The organism is Haloferax sp. Atlit-48N (genome assembly GCF_003383015.2).
GTDB classification, from domain to species: domain Archaea; phylum Halobacteriota; class Halobacteria; order Halobacteriales; family Haloferacaceae; genus Haloferax; species Haloferax volcanii.
This window is the reverse complement of the sequence record NZ_CP137689.1, coordinates 2,314,852-2,332,098: the sequence shown is the minus strand read 5'-3', so window position 1 is coordinate 2,332,098 and position 17,247 is coordinate 2,314,852. Positions and strand designations below refer to the sequence as shown.

The window sequence follows — 17,247 nt, the reverse complement described above, 5'->3', positions numbered from 1 at the left end:
TCCGTCTCGACGTGTCGAAGGCCCCGTAACCGCGACAGCGGACTCCGTTACGTTCCAAACGACACACCGATTCACACACGACCCCAACAACAGATGACCAACGAACTTCACGGCGTAAACCCCCCGCTTATCACCCCGCTCGACGCTGATGGCCAACTGAAAGACGACGCGTTCAGAGACGAGATTCGCTACCATCTCGACGCCGGCGTTTCCGGCGTCGTCGTCGGCGGAAGCACCGGCGAAGGGATGCGGATGAACAACGACCAGCTCCAGCACCTCTACGAAGTCGCGGTCGACGAAGTCGACGGCGCCGTTCCCGTGGTCGCGGGAGTCATCGCGCGGCAGACGCGCGAGGCCACCACGAAAGCGGGGCTCGCTCGCGACGCCGGCGCTGACTTCCTCATGGTGATGCCACCGACGGGGTACGCCGGCTCGCATATGGCTGACAACGACTCGATTCGCGACTACTACCGCGCGATTGCGGACGTCTCGGAGCTCCCGATCGTCGTTTACGACGTCATGTCGTTGCTCGACCTCGACGCGGAACTCGTCGGCGACCTCGTCCGGGAGATTCCGGAAGTCGTCGGCATCAAGGTCAGTAGCACGCTCGGTAACTTGACGCGCTATCTCCGAGCCATCGGCGACGACGGCTTCGTGCTCGGTGGGATGAGCATCGCGCAGTTCCCGACATACACGCTGGGCGTCAACGGCGGTATCGTGGGTATCAGCAGCGTCTGCCCGCGTATCTCCGTCCAAATCTGGGAAGCCACCCAACGCGGCGACTACGACCGTGCTCGCGAGCTTCACCTCTCTATCGTGCCGCTCATCCGCGCCGCGATGGAAGACTACGAGTCGAACTTCCCCGCTGGCGAAAAAGCGGCCATCGACGTCCTCGGGCGCGACCCGGGCCATCTCTTCCACCCGTTCGACGAGGTGACGAACGGCGACGAGAAACGCGCGGCAATCGAGCAGGCCGTCGCACACATGCGCGAACGAGGAGCCAGAGAAGTGGTCGCCGCCGACGATTAGGGCAGTCGTCTCCCGCCCCGAATCTGTCTGCCGTCCAACCGCGACGCAGATTCCGGTGTCGCTCCTGCCTGCGACGACCCGGCGTGCAGTCGGCGTCCCCTGCCGATTTCTTTTCTGTGCCACCTAGGTACCGACCCCGAGGCGTGTTCGGTTCGGAACCCGCAGCACCCGTCACTCGTGTGCCACCGCTGGTGGTTCTTCCAGACGGTTCGTAAAAGCCCGCTCTCGGGTCGGTGTTACCAGTCGACCCAGTCTCGGTCGGCGATTCGTAGCTCGCGGTCGATATCGTCGATACGAGCGAGTTCGTCCGACGCGAGTTCGATATCCGCGGCTTCGAGGTTTCCACGGATGTGGTCTTCGCTCGACGCCTTCGGGATGGGGTGGACCCCGTCTTTCGAGAGCAGCCACGCGATGGCGACCTGCGCCTCGCTGAGCCCGTTTTCGCGGGCGATGTCGGTTATCTCCGGAATCTCGAAGACCTCGCCGCGGGCGAGCGGCGAGTAGGCGACGACTTCGATATCGTGACCGCGACAGTACTCGATGAGGTCCGGTTGCGGGAGCAGCGGATGCAGTTCGACCTGATTGACGGCGATTGGAACGTCGCAGGCGGCCTGCGCCTCGTCGAGCAGGTCGGCGGTGAAGTTACTCACGCCGACGTGTCGAATCAGGCCCTCGTCCCGGAGTTCGGCGAACGCGCCTAACGTGTCCGCGGCGTCGTAGTCTTTCGCCGGCCAGTGCACGTAGAGGACGTCGACGTAGTCCACGCCGAGGCGGTCGAGGCTCTCGGAGACCGCTTCGGGGACGCGGTCGGACGCGAGGTCGCCTGGCCAGAGTTTCGTCCCCAGCGTTATCTCCTCGCGGTCGACGTCCGCACGCTCGATTCCGTCGCCCACGTAGGCTTCGTTGTCGTACAGCTGCGCCGTGTCGATGTGGCGGTAGCCCATCTCCAGCGCCGTTCGGACGCTCTCCGCACAGGCGTCCGGGTCGGTGTTCTGCCACGTTCCGAAGCCCACTCTCGGCTCTCCAAATACCATGGTCGTCAGTACGTTCTCGCATACTCCTATAATAATCTATGGGGGCGGATACGTCTCGTCGGGTCGCGCTCCGCCTGGTTTCGTCCTTTTCACTCACCCCGATGACTACGGTGATGGGAAGATTTTTACCATTGGTTCATGAAGAATTGGCACGTTCCATGAGTACAATCAACAAGCATGGCTCTCGGGCTCGACAACTACGAGACGAGGCGTTCGAGTTCCTCTCGAAGAAGAAGGTACTGGCCGCGCTGACGATTCTCCCGCCGATGTTGCTCTTCACGTTCGTGAATCTCGTTCCGATTGTCGGCGTCATCGGCGCGAGTTTCTTCAGCATCAACGCGTTCTCGAACGAGTGGCAGTGGATCGGTGTCGCGAACTTCGAGACGCTCCTGTCGAGCGATTCGTTTTACGATGCGCTCAGCCGGTCGGTCGTCTACGCGGGCGGTTCGGTCGTCATTCAGGTGGTCTTCGGCACCGCCCTCGCGTTGCTACTCAATCGGTCGTTCAAGTTCGTCAACATCGCGCGGACGTTCGCGATTCTCCCGTATCTCATCCCGAACGCGGTCATCGGCTTCATGGCGCTCTGGATGCTGAACTCGCAGTGGGGAATCGTCAACCAACTCGCCGTCCAGATCGGACTCACCGAGGGGTACGTGTCGTTCTTCGGCAATCAGGGCTCTGCGATGCTCGCGGCGATTCTCACGAGTAGTTGGAAAGACTCCATCTTCGTCACGGTGATGGTGCTCGCTCGGTTGCAGGCCATCCCGGAGAGCTTCTACGAGGCCGCGAAGATGTCCGGTGCGACGGCGTACCAACGCTTCCGGGATATCACCCTCCCGAACCTGAAGGGCGTGTTCTTCATCGTGTTGCTGCTGCGTGCGGTATGGATGTTCAACACCTTCGACTACATCTGGGTCCTCACTCAGGGCGGCCCTCGCGGGGCGACGACCACCGCACCCATCTACGCGTACAACGTCGCCTTCGGGACGAGTCGACTCGGTATCGCGGCGGCCGTCTCGACCGTGTTGTTCCTCGTGTTGTTGGTCGCGGCGGTGTTGTACTTCCGCATCTTCGAACCGTCCGCGGAGGTGCGTGCAGAATGAGCATCCGCAACGACATCGGGCGGAAGTGGTCGAGCGTCAAGCAGCGAACCGTAGACAAGCCGTGGAACCCGCTGACGCACCTCTCGCACCAAGGTCGGTCGAGAGGGTGGAACCTGCTTTTGAACGCCCTGTTGGTGCTGCTGCTCTTCGTCGTCATCTTCCCCATCTTCTGGATGGTCAGCACGGCGCTGCGGCCGACCGACATGATCTACAACGTTCCGCAGACGCTGTTGCCGCAGACGTTCTCCGTCGAGAACTTCGTCAATACGTTCGAGGGGACGAACTTCCCGACGTACTTCACGAACAGCATGATTCTCTCGGTCGGCGTCGTCGGCGTCACGACGTCGATGTCGACGCTGGCCGGCTACGGGCTCACGCGCATCGACATCCCACACAAGAAGACGTTCGCGAGAATCATCCTCTTCGGGTACATGTTCCCGCAGATTCTCCTCGCGATCCCGATGTTCATCTTCTGGAGTCGCATCGGCCTCATCAACAGTCACCTCGGTCTCATTCTTGCGGTCACGGCGACGGCGCTTCCGTTCGGTATCTGGCTGATGTGGAAGTTCTTCCAGAACGTCCCCATCTCGCTCGAGGAATCCGCTCAGATGGCCGGCGCGTCGCCGTTCCGCGCGTTCTACGAGATCGCACTGCCGATGGCGAAGCCCGGCGTCATCGCGGTCGCGATTTTCTCGTACGCGACGGCGTGGGGGGCGTACACGATTCCCCGCATCATCATGCCGACCAGTGAGAACTGGCCGCTGACCGTCGGTATCCACATGTTCACGATACAGAAGCAGACGCTCTGGGGGGAGGTGATGGCCGCGAGCGTGATGATGGTAATCCCGGCGTTCATCTTCGTCTTCGCGCTCCAGAAGTACCTCCTCGAAGGCTTCGAAGTCGGCGGACAGATGTAACGCTTGACCGCAGTCCTGTGCCCTCGTTTTTCGCTCGCAGTCGAGCTGAGAATCTGCATCCACCGAAACGTATAATGGGACCGTCTCACAAGATGTGTGTGGTTGTTAATCATGACTATTGAGGTCAGCTCCCTGCGGAAAGAGTTCAGTTCGCCGTCCGGCACGATAACGGCCGTCGATGGCATCGATTTCAGCATCGACGAAGGCGATTTCTTCACGTTCGTCGGCCCATCGGGCTGCGGGAAGACGACGACGCTCCGCTGTATCGCGGGGCTCGAAACGCCGACGAGCGGGAGCATCCGATTCGATGGCGAGGACATGACGGGGAAGCCGGCTCACAAGCGGAACTTAGCGATGATGTTCCAGAACATCGCTCTCTACCCGCACATGAAGGTAAAAGAGAACATCTCCTACCCGCTGAAAGTCCGGAACGTTCCGAAGCAGGAGCGATACGAGAACGCCGAGGAAGCCGCGGACATCATGCAGATTCGCGAGTTGCTGGAGAAGTACCCCGGCGAACTCAGCGGTGGCCAGCAACAGCGGGCGGCCTTGGCGCGAACCATCGTCCACGAACCGGAGGCGTTCCTGATGGACGAGCCGCTGAGTGACCTCGACGCGAAGCTCAAAGTCGAGATTCGCAAGGAAATCCAGCGCGTCCACGACCGCGTGGAGAAGCCGACAATCTACGTGACGCACGACCAAGAGGAGGCGATGACGATGAGCGACCGTATCGCGGTGTTCAACGACGGCGGCATCGAGCAGATCGGGACGCCCGACGAACTCTACCAGCGGCCGGCGAACCGGTTCGTGGCGAACTTCATCGGCAACCCGTCGATGAACTTCTTCGACGGCACCGTCGACCGCGCGAGCGGCGAGACGGTCGTCGTATCGGTCGACGGTCGAGACGTCGAGCTTCAGGTGGTCGACTCCACAGCGGTCGGCGTCGGAGACGACATCACAGTTGGCGTCCGGCCCGAAGACGTCAGGCTCGACCGGAACGACGGTGATCTCGAAGGCGAAATCACCCTCATCGAGCGGATCGGAAAGCAGATGCTGGCGACCATCGAGGGCCCGCAGGGCGAAGTCAGGGTGACGCTCCCGGCCGACAACTCCTACGAAAAAGGCGAGGTGGTTCGCCTCGCTATCGAGACTCGGGCGACGCATCTCTTCGATTCCGGCTCCGACGACGTCGTGACCCGCGGCCCGGACGTATGACGAGGTGACCGATGCACTGGCTACGTCACCGCGGCTCGACCGTGCTCGACCGCGTCAGGAATCCAGCGTACACGGGTGATAATCGGTGTCTCCCCTGTACCGGCGTGAACGCTGTTTTCGCCGTTGCCCTCGCCGGAGTCGTCGCGTGGGCGGGGTCGCCGCTCTTGGGTGCTGTCTCACTCGCGGCGTCGGCCGCAGTCATCGGTCTCCGGGGGTATCTGATACCGGGGACACCGACCCTGACACAGCGATACCTCCCCTCGCGGGCGGTGGCGTATTTCGAACACGGGTCGGCACAGACGGCCCTCGATTCGCATCCGGAACCGGCCGACGTGAGTGGCCGCGACCGCGACAACGTCCTCGTCGAACACGGCGTGCTTGTGCCGTGCGACGGCGGGGCGGATTTCTGTCTGACGGACGCCGTTCGTCGTGCGTGGACGGACGCACTCGACGCCATCGGTGCCGACGTAGACGCCGCACTCTCGGAGTCCGCGCTTGTCGATGCCGAGTCGTCCGAGTTCGTCGTCGACGAATCGGCCGGCGACTTCGCCGTCTCCGTCGATGGGGCGCACGCCGGTCGGTGGCCCTCGCGCGAAGCGTTCCTCGCCGACGCGGCCGGTGCGGTTGCGCTGGCGAGCGAACTCCCGGGATGGCACGGGCTGTCTTCGCGAACGCGAGGCATCGCCCTCGGCGAGCTTCGACTGTTCCTCGACCGCTGCCCGTCCTGCGGCGGCGACCCCGGCTTTCAGCGTCGAACCGAAGCGACGTGCTGTCGGACGCGAACCGTCACGACGATGCGATGTGCGGACTGCGACGCCTCGTTCGTCGAAGTCGTCGGGGCGTGACCCGTTTTCACCACCGCCTGCGGTATCTTTAATATCTCCGCCCCAACTCTCTGAAACGGACGCATGCTAGCTTCACCCAAGAGAGTCGAGAGTGCCGAACACACCGTCGTCTACCACGGTGACGGCGAGTTCTCGGCGTGGCCCTTCAACGGCGGGATGTGGAAGACCGACGATGGCGTGGTCGTCGCGTTCATCAACCACGACTGCGATTACTCGGTGCCCGAGAACCTCCACGACGCCAAGGTCGTTCGCTACGGGAGCGTCGTCTCCCCGACCGAGAACAAGCAGAATCAGCTGAGCCACGCACGCATCGAGACCTACGGCGCTATCCGTGCGATGCGAACGACCGACGGCGGCGACACGTGGACGGACGACGGGGTCATCTCGGATAACGTCGAGACCTCCGAACAGGTGCTCTACAACGAGATTCCGGACATCGAGCCCCACGACTTCTCGAATCGGGACACCCTCATGGCCTGTTGGTCGTCTCCGCATTCAGCGGCCTCGGACGCGGTTCCCTGGGTGAAGCTGTCCGACGACGGTGGGGACTCGTGGAGCGACGCGAAGCGTCTCCCGATGTTCGACTTCGAGCGAATACAGGGCCGTCCGTCGTACATCACTCGCGAAGACGGCACGCTCCTGTTGATGCTGACGGGGAAGACGGGAAGCGACCCCCACGACGTGCCAATCGTGTACGCGTCGTTCGATGGGGGGCAGAACTGGACGTTCCTGTCGCAGATCGACGGGAGCGAGAAGTACCGCATGCTGTGTCCCTCGCCAGTCCTGCTCGAGGACGGGACGCTCGTCGCGGCCGTTCGGTGTAAGATATCAGTCGACTGCGAGTGGACTGAAATCTATCGCTCGACCGACGACGGGCGCAACTGGTCGTTCGTCTCGCGCGTGAACGACCTCGGCGCACCGAGCAAACTCCTTGAGTACGACGGGTCGCTCGTGTGCATCTACGGCTACCGCCACCCGCCGTACGGCATCCGCGCCCGCGTGAGTCACGACGACGGTGCCACGTGGAGCCGCGAATGGATTCTCCGCGACGACGGCGCGAACTACGACCTCGGCTACCCGCGGGCGGCCGTGCTCGACGACGGGACCATCCTCGCCACGTACTATTTCAACGAACAGGACGACGACGTCGCTGTCGACGGGGGTCAACGACACATCGCGGCCACTCGATTCGACCCGACAGAACTACTCACCGAGCGGTGATTTCCCGGCGAACAACCTCGTAACCGCGCTTTTACTCCATGGCCGTGGCACCGTCTCGTCAGACGAGTCGCTGTTTCGATGCACCCCTACTGGTGTCTCGCTCGTCGTCCGCGGCGCAGTCCGCGGGACCGTTAGTCTCCCCGAGTAGGCATACGACGGGTCATCGAGGACGTAATTCTGACAACAAAATATTGTGAGAAATATACAATATAATTTGGGGACTTGGATTTCTATCTGATTCGGGAGATATTAATTCCAAACTTAAAATAGCATTTATTACACTTTCCAACCAGATATAAGAACATGCGATACTAAATAGTATGTTAAGTGCGGTGGATAGCTAGAATTGTCTAATTGGGCGATTCGACTCGATGCGTCACTTCGTGGTGGATTATTGCTTAGTTAATACTATATTTATCGGTGCTCTCGGGAGACTGACTTCGCTATACTCTACTTGTGGGAGAGCGAAGTGAACGGCGCCACCCGGTTGCGCGAAACGCTCCCGAACAGCTACCGAGGTTCGAGCGCTCCCGCTACGTGCGGTCGAACTCGTCGTCTATCATCGCCAGCGCCCCGCCGGCGTTGAACAGCAGGCGGCTCACGACCACCCACGTCGGCACCGCGAGGACGACCAACGCGACCGTGCTCGCCACGGGCGACAGCGGCGGCAACAGCCCGCGGTAGAACCACACGATGGCGAACGTCAGGACGATGCGGAGCATCGGCTTGACGGCGACGCTCATCTGTCGTCGTCACCCCGGCCGTCGGTGACGAGCGTCGGTTCGGCGTCGAAGTTCTCGATGCTGAACCGCTCGTCGACGCCCTGCGCGGCGCTCGGGACGCCCGCGCCGGTCTCGAACTCGTCGACGTGGATGCAGGCGGCCTTGTGGCCGCCGGTCGCGCCCGCCACGTCGTCCAGCGTCGGGTCGACCGACGTGCACTCCTCGGTCGCCGCGGGGCACCGCGGGTTGAACGAACAGCCCGACGGCGGGTCGAGCGGCGAGGGAACCTCGCCTTCGAGCACCTGTCGTTGCCGGGCGAGTTCGGGCACCGGCTGGGGAATCGCGCCCAACAGCGCCCGCGTGTAGGGGTGCTGCGGGTTCGAAAACAGCTCGTCGGCGTCCGCGAGTTCGACGATTTCTCCGAGGTACATCACGGCGACGCGGTCGCAGACGTGGCGAATCACGCTGAGGTCGTGGGCGATGAACAGAAGCGTCAGGTCGAACTCCTCCTGCAAATCGTCGAGGAGGTTGAGAATCTGCGCCTGAATCGACACGTCGAGCGCGGAGACGGGTTCGTCGGCGACGATGAAGTCCGGGTCGACCGCGAGCGCGCGGGCGATGCCGACGCGCTGGCGCTGGCCGCCGGAGAACTCGTGGGGGTAGCGGTTCGAGTACTGCGGCGGCAGGCCGACCGTCTCCATGAGTTCGTCCACGCGGGCGTCGCGTTCGCCCTCGTAGAGGCCGTGAATCTCCATCGGCTGTTTGATGATTTGGCCGACGGTCTTCCGGCGGTTGAGACTCGACGCGGGGTCTTGGAAGACGATTTGGATGCGTTTTCGCATCTCCGTCATCTCCCGGTCCGACAGCGCCGTCAGGTCGGTGCCGTCGTAGCTGACCGTCCCTTTCGTCGGTTCGTCCAGCCGGAGGACCGACCGCGCAGTCGTCGACTTGCCGGAGCCGGACTCCCCGACGAGCCCGAGCGTCTCGCCGCGCTCGATGTCGAACGAGACGCCGTTGACGGCTTTCACCGTCTCGTCGGCTCCGAGCAGGCGGTCGATGAAGCCGTCGTTCTGCGTGAAATACTTGTGGAGTCCCGAGACGGACAACAGCGGGTCGTCGCTCATTGGGACGCACCCCCGTCGGTCGCGGGGGCCGTGGGGCCGCCGCCGTCCGCCTCCGCGCGCTCCGTCTCCGTCTCGATGGCCGACGGCGAGAGGTCGTAGCCGCGGGCGTGGAGACACGCCGCCTCCCGGCCGGGTTCGACCTCCCGAAGTTCGGGGTCGTACGACTCGCACTCGGCGGTCGCGTGGGGACACCGCGGGTGGAACGAACAGCCCGACGGCAGGTCGGTGAGGTTCGGCACGTCGCCCTCGACGGGCGTCAGCCGGTCGGTGTCGTCGGTCAGCCGCGGAATCGACCGCATGAGGCCGCGGGTGTAGGGGTGCCGCGGGTTCTCGAAGAGGTCGTCCACGCCGGCGCGCTCGACGACGCGGCCGCCGTAGGCGACGGCGACGCGGTCGCAGGTCCCGGCGACGACGCCGAGGTCGTGCGTGATGAGGATGACGCTCATCCCGTACTTCTCCTGGAGTTCGTCGAGGACGTTGAATATCTGCGTCTCGATGGTCACGTCGAGCGCCGTCGTCGGCTCGTCGGCGATGAGCACGTCCGGTTCGCAGGAGATTGCCATCGCCAACAGCGCGCGCTGACGCATCCCGCCGGAGAACTGGTGGGGGTAGTTGTCCACGCGCGAGGTCGGTTCGGGGATACCCACGTCGGCCATGAGTTCGATGGTCCGCTCGCGGGCCGCCGCGTCCGACACGTCCTGGTGAGTCTTGATGACTCGGCTAATCTGGTCGCCGACGGTGAACACGGGGTTGAGACTCGTCATCGGGTCTTGGAACATCATCGCGATGTCGTTGCCCCGAATCGACCGCATCTCCGCCTCACTCTTTTCGAGCAGGTCGTCGCCGCGGTAGCGGACGCTCCCCCGCTCGATGCGGCCGGGGCTGTCGACGAGTTGGAGCATCGACAGCGCGGTCACGGACTTGCCGGAGCCCGACTCGCCGACGATGCCCAGCGTCTCGCCCTCGTAGAGGTCGAACGACGAGCCGTCGACGGCCTTGACCGTCCCCTCGTCGGTGTAGAACCGCGTGACGAGGTCGCGGATTTCGAGTACCGGCTGTTCGTCCGGGTCGGCGCTCATCGCTCGCCTCCGTCGTTGCGGGGGTCGAGCGCGTCGCGCAGGCCGTCTCCGAGCAGGTTGAACCCGAGGATAGTGACGACGATGACGAGTCCGGGGAACACCGAGTACCACCACTCGCCGCTGTAAAGGTAGCCGCGGGCGTTCGACAGCATCAGTCCGAGGCTCGCGTTCGGCGGCTGGATGCCGAGTCCGAGGAACGACAGCGCGGCGCTGGCGAGGACGGCCGTCCCCATGTAGAGCGTCCCTTGGACCACGACGGTCGGCAGGGTGTTGACGGCGATGTCCTTCACGAGGATGTGTCGGTCGCTCGCGCCGAGGGATTTCGCGGCGTCGATGTAGTCTTCTTCCATCTCCTTGAGGACCGACCCGCGCATGACGCGCGCGAAACTCGGGATGTAGACGACGCCGATGACGGCGATGACCTTCACGATGTTCGGAAGCGTAAAGGAGCCGTACTCCGTGCTTCCCACCCCGAGCACGCCGAGCACCGCGATGGCGAGGATGAGACTCGGGAAGGAAAACAGGATGTCCATGAAGCGCATGACGACCTCGTCGACCCACGTGTTACGGTAGTAGCCGGCGATTGCGCCGGCGGTCACGCCGAGCGCCATCGCGAAGCCGACGACGCCGAGTGAGACGGTCATCAGCGTCCGCAACCCGTAGATGATGCGCGAGAGGATGTCCCGGCCGTGGTGGTCGGTGCCGAGGTAGGCCGTCGTCGTGCCGACGACCTCGCCGGCGCTGTTCTCGATGAGCATCTCGGTGCCCATCGGCATCGGGTTGTGTTCGCCGTCCGGTGCCTCGAACTGCGTCGTCGGGTCGTGGGGGGCGAGAAACGGCGCGAACAGCGCGGTCAGGAGCATCGTGAGGATAATCGCGCTCCCCACGAGCGAGAGGGTGTTCTGGCGGAACTCCTTCCAGAACATCTCGAACTGACTGTGGTGCGTGCCGGGGGCTTGCGCGGCGGGCACCGCCTCGTCCGTCTGGTCTGTCGTTGCCATGTTAGTTTCCATCGTGTCTGATGCGGGGGTCGAGGTAGGCGTACAGCACGTCCACCGCGAGGTTCGCGAAGACGAACACGCTCGCGATGAACAGGATGAGCGCCTGGATGATGCGGTAGTCGCGGCGGTCGATGGCCAGTATCAGGAGCTTCCCGATACCGGGGAGGTTGAACACCGTCTCGGTCAGAATCGCGCCGTTCATCAGTTGGCCGAGTCCGACGCCGATGACCGTCACGACGGGGATGAGCGCGTTCTTCGAGGCGTCCTTGAGGACGATTTCGCGCGCGCCGATGCCCATCGCGCGGGCGGTCTTGACGTAATCCTGACTGAGCGTGTCCAGCATCTCCGAGCGCATCATCCGGGCGATGAGCGCGGAGTAGGCCGTCCCGAGCGTGATGACCGGGAGGAACAACTGCTGGAGGTTCGCCACCGGGTCGACCCACGGCGGCGTCCAGCCGCCGGTCGCCCACGGGAACGAAAACTGCACCGCGAATATCATGATGAGGATGATACCCAGCCAGAAGTCGGGAATCGAGATGCCCGACAGCGCGGCGACACGCGCGGCGTGGTCCGCGGGCTTGTCCTTGCGGACGGCGCTGATGATGCCCGCCGGGATGGCGATGAGAATCGCCGTAATCATGCTGAGAATCGACAGCTCGACCGTCAGCGGGATGCGCTCGACGATGATGTCGGTCACGGGCGTTCCCTGCTGGACCGTCCACGACACGCCGAAGTCGCCTTGGATGGCGTCGAGCATCCACAGGCCGTACTGGACGTACAGCGGGCGGTTGAGCCCCATCTCGAGACGAATCTGCCTGACGAGCTCCTCGCTGCTGAGCGGGCCGAGCATCACCCGCACCGGACCGCCCGGCGCGAGGTGGACGAGCGCGAAGACGACGACGCTCACCCCGAGGAGGACGGGCAGGCTCAACAGCAGGCGCTTGAGGACGAACCGGAACATGCTCACGGCTGAGTCACCCCCCGGGTCGCCGCTGGAAATCGACGGGGCTGGCGCGAACGCGTGTGCATCTGTTCGTCACTCACCCTTCGAGACGAAGCGGTAGTTGTCCTGGAACGTGCCCACGTCGTAGTCGTTGACGGCGTTGCGCCACGCTTCGAGCTTGTTCACGTAGGCGATGTCGATCTGGATGCCGTGTTCGACGAGGTACTCCTCCAGTTCCCAGACGATTTCCTTCTGTTCCTGTTCGTCCGTCGAGGCCTGCGCCTCGCGGAGCTTCGAGACGTACCACTCGTGGCCGTTCGAGAAGTCGCCGTCGGCGTCTTCGGGCGCGGCGGGGCCGCTCGGCGCGTAGATGTCTTCGAGGTCGTCCGACGGGTGGTGCCAGTTGTTGTGGTTGTGGTTGTTGTCGGCGTAGCCGGCGTCGAGCCACGACGTGGCGACCGGAATCGACTGCGCCCAGTCTTCCATCGCGGCGTGCCACGTGTCCGTGCTGTACACTTGGTTGAGGAGCGTGGACTTGTCGACGGCGGTGACGCTGGCTTCGATGCCGATTTCAGACAGCTGGTTCTGGATGACGACGGCCTCGTCTTTGAACCACGAGCCCTTGGTGGCGATGATGTCCATCTCGAAGCCGTCGGGGTTGCCCGCGAGTTCGAGTTCCTTTTTCGCCTTCTCGGGGTCGTACATCTGCATCTCCTTGAGCTTCGGCGAGGTCCAGTCGCTGTCGGGGTACCACGGTCCCTTCTGGACCGCGCCCTGCCCGTAGAACACCTCGTCGAGAATCTCCTCGCGGTCGATGCCGAACAGCACCGCGCGGCGGTTGTGCCGGTTGCTCATCGGGTTGCCCTCCGACTCCATCAGATTCACGTACAGCACCTGCGTGAAGTTGCCGGGGACGGACTCGGTCGTGATGTCGGGCTGGCCGCTGAGGCTCTCGAAGTCCTTCGGGGGGACCTTGTCCGTCAGGTCGAGCTGGCCCGAGCGGAGGTTCGCGAGGCGCGTGGAGTCCTCGCCGATGAAGTCGAACTTGAACTCGTCGACGGCGGGCGCACCCTCCTTCCAGTAGTCCTCGTTCTTTTCGAGGAGGACGTGACTCCCGCTTTTCCACTCGACGAATTTGAACGCGCCGGTGCCCGCGCCGGAGGGGTCCTGCGTGAGGTCGGTCGCGAGGCCGCTGGGCCCCTTCCCGTCTGCGGTGTCGCCGCGGGAGCCCTCGGGAACGATACCCTCCAGGCCGCGCGTGAGCCACCAGTTGAGCGTCCCGAACGGTTGAGAGAGGTTGAGCCGGAGCGTCCGGTCGCCGACGATTTCGGTATCCTCGACGAACGGGAGACGGCTCTTGACCGGCGACTTGTTGTCGGGGTTGAGAATCCAGTCGACGGAGTACTTGAAGTCCTCGACGGTCACTTCGTCGCCGTTGTGGAACGTGATGCCCTCGCGGAGCGTGTATTCGAAGGCGGTCCCGCCGTCGACGGGGTCGGGAACCTCGGTCACGAGTCCGGGCTGGAGTTCGGAGTCGGGCGTCAGTTCGATGACCTCGTCGTAGATGAGGCCGCCGATGGTGCTGGTCGCGGTGTCCGTCCAGAGCGCGGGGTCGAAGTTCCACGGCTCCGCGGCGAGCGCGACGTTGACGCGGACGGTCTCTCCCGAGTTGCCCGACGAACTGCTGTCGGTGCTCCCGCCGCTCGTCTCGGTTCCGTCGGAACCGCCGGAACCACCGGCGTCACCGCCGGTACAGCCCGCAAACGCGGTTGCGCCGACCGCGCTCGCGGCCGCAATAAATTGCCGTCTGTCCATGTTTATCTCGGTAATGTTGTCGTCTGACATTGTTTTCTGGAGCTACGTACACACCCTTGTAGCGGTACGCGTGATACCTTAGCTCATGAAACACCGTTATTTATAGCTTTGGCAACCTCTCACAATCTTGGTACTATATCGCAATGGAGCCGTGCGCGTTCGTTGTGCTACCGCTTCCCAAACAGTTTAACGGGGTGGTTGCAATGTCGGCTTCATGGCGTACGCCAGCACGCTCTCCCTGCGAGAGTTACGACAGGACCTTCACGCTCACCCCGAGTCCGGGTGGAAGGAGTTCCGCACGACCGCCCTCATCGCCGCCGCGCTCGACGACCGCGAGTTCACGCTTCACCTCGGCTCGGACGCCGTCGCCGAAGACGAGCGACTGGGCGTCCCCGACGACGACGCGGTCGCGGCCGCAGTCGAACGCGCACGCGAGGAAGGCGCACCCGAAGCCTATCTCGACCAGATGGGCGGTGTTACGGGTCTCGTCGCCGAGAAGCGCTTCGGAAACGGGCCGACCGTCGGCGTCCGCGTCGACATGGACGCCCTCGAACGCACCGAGTCGAGCGACGAGGAACACCGCCCCGCGAAGTTGGGCTTCGCGAGCACGCATCCCAACGAGATGCACGCGTGCGGCCACGACGGCCACACCGCCATCGGGCTCGGAATCGCCCGCGCCCTCGACGACGACGGCGGGTTCGACGGCACGCTCCGACTGTTCTTCCAGCCGGCGGAGGAGGGCGGCCGCGGCGGCAAACCGATGAGCGAGACCGACCTGCTCGCGGATATCGATTACTTCCTCGCGCTCCACCTCGGCCTCGGCAACCCCACGGGAACCGTCATCGCCGCCTACGAGAACCCGCTTTCGAACGCGAAACTCGACGTGACATTCGAGGGCGCGCCGAGCCACGCGGGCAACGCGCCCAACGAGGGGCGCAACGCGCTCCACGCGGCGACGGCCGCGGTCCAGAACCTCTACGGGATTCCGCGCCACGCCGACGGGACGACCCGCATCAACGTCGGGAAGTTCGAATCGCCCAACCCGCAGAACATCATCGCCGAGGAGGCGCGCCTCCGCGTCGAGGTCCGCGGCGGGACCGCCGACCTGAACGAGTACATGCTCGACAAGGCCCGGCGCGTCCTCGACCACGCCGCGGGCATGCACGACGTATCGGTCGAGACGGGGCTGTACGGGAAGACGGCGACGTTCACGGCCGACGACGAGATGATAGAAGCCGTCCTCGCGTCGGCGGCCGACCTCGACAACGTGACCGAGACGGTCCCGCGACTCGACATCGGCGGCAGCGAGGACGCCTCCTACCTCATCCGGCGCGTGCAGGAACACGGCGGGAAGGCGACCTACGTCGGCATCGGCGCGAGCAACGAGTTCGGCCACCACACCTCGCGGTTCGACATCGACGAAGACGCCCTCGACATCGGCGTCGACGTGGTGTGTCAGACGATTCGCGCACTCTAACGCGGCGGTCAGACCCGGCTGTTCGACCCCGACCAGCCGCGCGTCTCGCCGGCCGTCGTCCCCCTCGACCCGTAGAATCTGCCACGAACACGCACAACTATTATCCGCTGTTCGCGAGTTGAGTCGCACATGCAGGCCTCCCAGCAACGACTCCGCGAGGATATCGAAGCGAACGCCCGTTTCGGCGACATCGACGCGCCGGCGGGGCGCGGCCGCACCGTCCTGACCGGGAGCGACGCAGACCGCCGCGCCCGCGAGTTCCTCGTCGAGCGACTGCGCGACGCCGGCCTCTCGGTCCGCATCGACGCCGTGGGAACCATCGCCGGGCGGTGGGTTCCCGACGGGGCCGACCCCGACGCGGCCCCCGTCGCCGCCGGCAGTCACCTCGATTCGGTCCCCGAGGGCGGCATCTTCGACGGCCCGCTCGGCGTCTACGCGGCGCTCGAAGCGGTGCGGACGCTCCAAGAACGAGACGCCGGCGCGAGCCTCGACCGCCCAATCGACGTCGTCTCGTTCACCGAAGAGGAGGGCGCGCGCTTCTCGCACGGCCTGCTCGGGTCGTCGGTGGCGACCGGTGCGCGCGACGCCGACGACGCGCTCGCGCTCCGCGACGCCGACGGCACGACGCTCGACGCCCACCTCGACGCCATCGGCTTCCGCGGGACCGACACCATCGACGCCGCGGCGTGGGACGCGTGGGCCGAACTCCACATCGAACAGGGGACGGTGCTGGAGTCCGCGGGCGCGGGGGTCGGCGTCGTCGACGCCATCACCGGCATCACGACCTGTGCGGCCGACATCGTCGGCGAGGCCGACCACGCGGGCGCGACGCCGATGGACGAGCGCCGCGACGCGCTCGTCGCCGCCAGCGAGTTCGTCGTCGACGTCCGGGCCGCGGCCGACGACGTGGCGCAGAACCAGAGTTCGACCGCCGTGGGGACCGTCGGCCAGTTCGACGTGGCCCCGAACGCGCGCAACATCGTCCCCGGCGAGGTCACGCTCCAGATGGACATCCGCGACGTGGACTACCGCGCGATGGACGCCATCGCCGAGCGGGCCGAGGCCGCGCTCGACGAACTCGAAGCCGCCCACCCGGTCGAGACGAGCTTCGACCGCTACCGCGACCAGCGCCCGAGTCGGATGGCCGACGACTGCGTCGCCGCCGCCCTCGACGCCGCCGCGACCGAGGATATCGACGCGAAACGGATGCACTCCGCGGCGATGCACGATACTGCAAATGTTGCCGGCGTCACCGATGCCGTGCTCCTGTTCGCGCCGTCGGCGGACGGCCTCTCGCACAACCCGCGCGAATGGACCGACTGGGCGGACTGCGCGACCGCGGCGTCGGTTCTCGCTGGAACGCTCGCACGCCTCGCCGGCGCGTGAGTCGCGGCCGACGGCCTGCTCCCGCTTGTGGACTAATCCTTTGTTTTCAGACAGTTCGTGGCCAGATTCGCGCCTCTGCCGCGATTTCGTCGCGGCCGCGTCGCCTGTCTCGATATGTGACACGCGGCTCCGAATTATCCCGTGTTCCGCGTGGAACCCCGTATCCCGGCAGTGCGTGGGCGCTCGAACTCGAACCGTAGTTTTCTACGCCGCGTCGGTCGAATCCCCGTCCCGTGAGTTATCGGATTACTCCCGAGAATCATGCGGATACGCGCTTTACTCCGGGTGTTGTCGCTATATGCAACTACTCTCTAAGCCGTATGCGGCGCAACCGCA

General features: G+C 64.5%; 15 protein-coding genes. 8 read left to right on the top strand and 7 right to left on the bottom strand.

The genetic code is table 11. The features are described from left to right. The first annotated feature begins 93 nt into the window (after positions 1-93). Positions 94-1,029, top strand: coding sequence for a dihydrodipicolinate synthase family protein (locus DEQ67_RS12510; protein ID WP_004062773.1), 936 nt, complete (start codon positions 94-96; stop codon positions 1,027-1,029). A 236-nt stretch (positions 1,030-1,265) separates the two neighbouring features. On the opposite strand, the gene DEQ67_RS12505 is transcribed toward DEQ67_RS12510, so the two are convergent. After that, the gene (locus DEQ67_RS12505) at positions 1,266-2,042 is read right to left on the bottom strand and encodes an aldo/keto reductase (RefSeq protein ID WP_004062772.1); all 777 of its coding nucleotides are present in this window, start codon (positions 2,040-2,042) and stop codon (positions 1,266-1,268) included. A gap of 179 nt (positions 2,043-2,221) precedes the next feature. Between DEQ67_RS12505 and DEQ67_RS12500 the strand changes: the two genes are divergently transcribed. The 5 genes from DEQ67_RS12500 (at position 2,222) to DEQ67_RS12480 (ending at position 7,364) form a co-directional block, all read left to right on the top strand. Further along, positions 2,222-3,166 carry a carbohydrate ABC transporter permease gene (locus DEQ67_RS12500; RefSeq protein ID WP_006601242.1) on the top strand — a complete coding sequence of 315 codons (945 nt, stop codon included), beginning with the start codon at positions 2,222-2,224 and terminating at the stop codon, positions 3,164-3,166. Then, positions 3,163-4,083: a carbohydrate ABC transporter permease gene (locus tag DEQ67_RS12495; protein ID WP_004062769.1), complete on the top strand. Its 921-nt coding sequence runs from the start codon at positions 3,163-3,165 to the stop codon at positions 4,081-4,083. The genes DEQ67_RS12500 and DEQ67_RS12495 overlap by 4 nt, the downstream gene beginning before the upstream one ends. A gap of 111 nt (positions 4,084-4,194) precedes the next feature. After that, on the top strand, positions 4,195-5,298 hold the full coding sequence (locus DEQ67_RS12490; protein ID WP_008605533.1) for an ABC transporter ATP-binding protein: 1,104 nt from the start codon (positions 4,195-4,197) through the stop codon (positions 5,296-5,298). 11 nt (positions 5,299-5,309) lie between these two features. Next, positions 5,310-6,143, top strand: a complete 834-nt coding sequence (locus DEQ67_RS12485; RefSeq protein WP_233509314.1) for a hypothetical protein — start codon at positions 5,310-5,312, stop codon at positions 6,141-6,143. Between the two features lie 63 nt (positions 6,144-6,206). Beyond that, entirely contained in the window at positions 6,207-7,364 is a 1,158-nt protein-coding gene (locus DEQ67_RS12480; protein WP_115803080.1) for a sialidase family protein, read from the top strand. A 533-nt stretch (positions 7,365-7,897) separates the two neighbouring features. Here the strand turns inward: DEQ67_RS12480 and DEQ67_RS12475 are convergent. The 6 genes from DEQ67_RS12475 to DEQ67_RS12450 form a co-directional block, all read right to left on the bottom strand. Continuing rightward, on the bottom strand, positions 7,898-8,107 hold the full coding sequence (locus tag DEQ67_RS12475; protein WP_004062765.1) for a hypothetical protein: 210 nt from the start codon (positions 8,105-8,107) through the stop codon (positions 7,898-7,900). Then, positions 8,104-9,210: an ABC transporter ATP-binding protein gene (locus DEQ67_RS12470; protein WP_004042006.1), complete on the bottom strand. Its 1,107-nt coding sequence runs from the start codon at positions 9,208-9,210 to the stop codon at positions 8,104-8,106. The genes DEQ67_RS12475 and DEQ67_RS12470 overlap by 4 nt, the downstream gene beginning before the upstream one ends. Further along, positions 9,207-10,289: an ABC transporter ATP-binding protein gene (locus tag DEQ67_RS12465; RefSeq protein ID WP_115891440.1), complete on the bottom strand. Its 1,083-nt coding sequence runs from the start codon at positions 10,287-10,289 to the stop codon at positions 9,207-9,209. The genes DEQ67_RS12470 and DEQ67_RS12465 overlap by 4 nt, the downstream gene beginning before the upstream one ends. Beyond that, positions 10,286-11,290: an ABC transporter permease gene (locus DEQ67_RS12460; protein WP_004062762.1), complete on the bottom strand. Its 1,005-nt coding sequence runs from the start codon at positions 11,288-11,290 to the stop codon at positions 10,286-10,288. The genes DEQ67_RS12465 and DEQ67_RS12460 overlap by 4 nt, the downstream gene beginning before the upstream one ends. Position 11,291: 1 nt before the next feature. Further along, entirely contained in the window at positions 11,292-12,251 is a 960-nt protein-coding gene (locus DEQ67_RS12455) for an ABC transporter permease (RefSeq protein ID WP_115891441.1), read from the bottom strand. A 75-nt stretch (positions 12,252-12,326) separates the two neighbouring features. Beyond that, positions 12,327-14,078 carry an ABC transporter substrate-binding protein gene (locus tag DEQ67_RS12450; protein ID WP_008575213.1) on the bottom strand — a complete coding sequence of 584 codons (1,752 nt, stop codon included), beginning with the start codon at positions 14,076-14,078 and terminating at the stop codon, positions 12,327-12,329. Positions 14,079-14,262: 184 nt separating this feature from the next. On the opposite strand from DEQ67_RS12450, the gene DEQ67_RS12445 reads away from it, so the two are divergent. Together DEQ67_RS12445 and DEQ67_RS12440 are read left to right on the top strand one after the other, a co-directional pair. Further along, positions 14,263-15,525: an amidohydrolase gene (locus DEQ67_RS12445; RefSeq protein ID WP_115891442.1), complete on the top strand. Its 1,263-nt coding sequence runs from the start codon at positions 14,263-14,265 to the stop codon at positions 15,523-15,525. A 129-nt stretch (positions 15,526-15,654) separates the two neighbouring features. After that, entirely contained in the window at positions 15,655-16,911 is a 1,257-nt protein-coding gene (locus DEQ67_RS12440) for a M20 family metallo-hydrolase (protein ID WP_115891443.1), read from the top strand. Positions 16,912-17,247 lie beyond the last annotated feature (336 nt).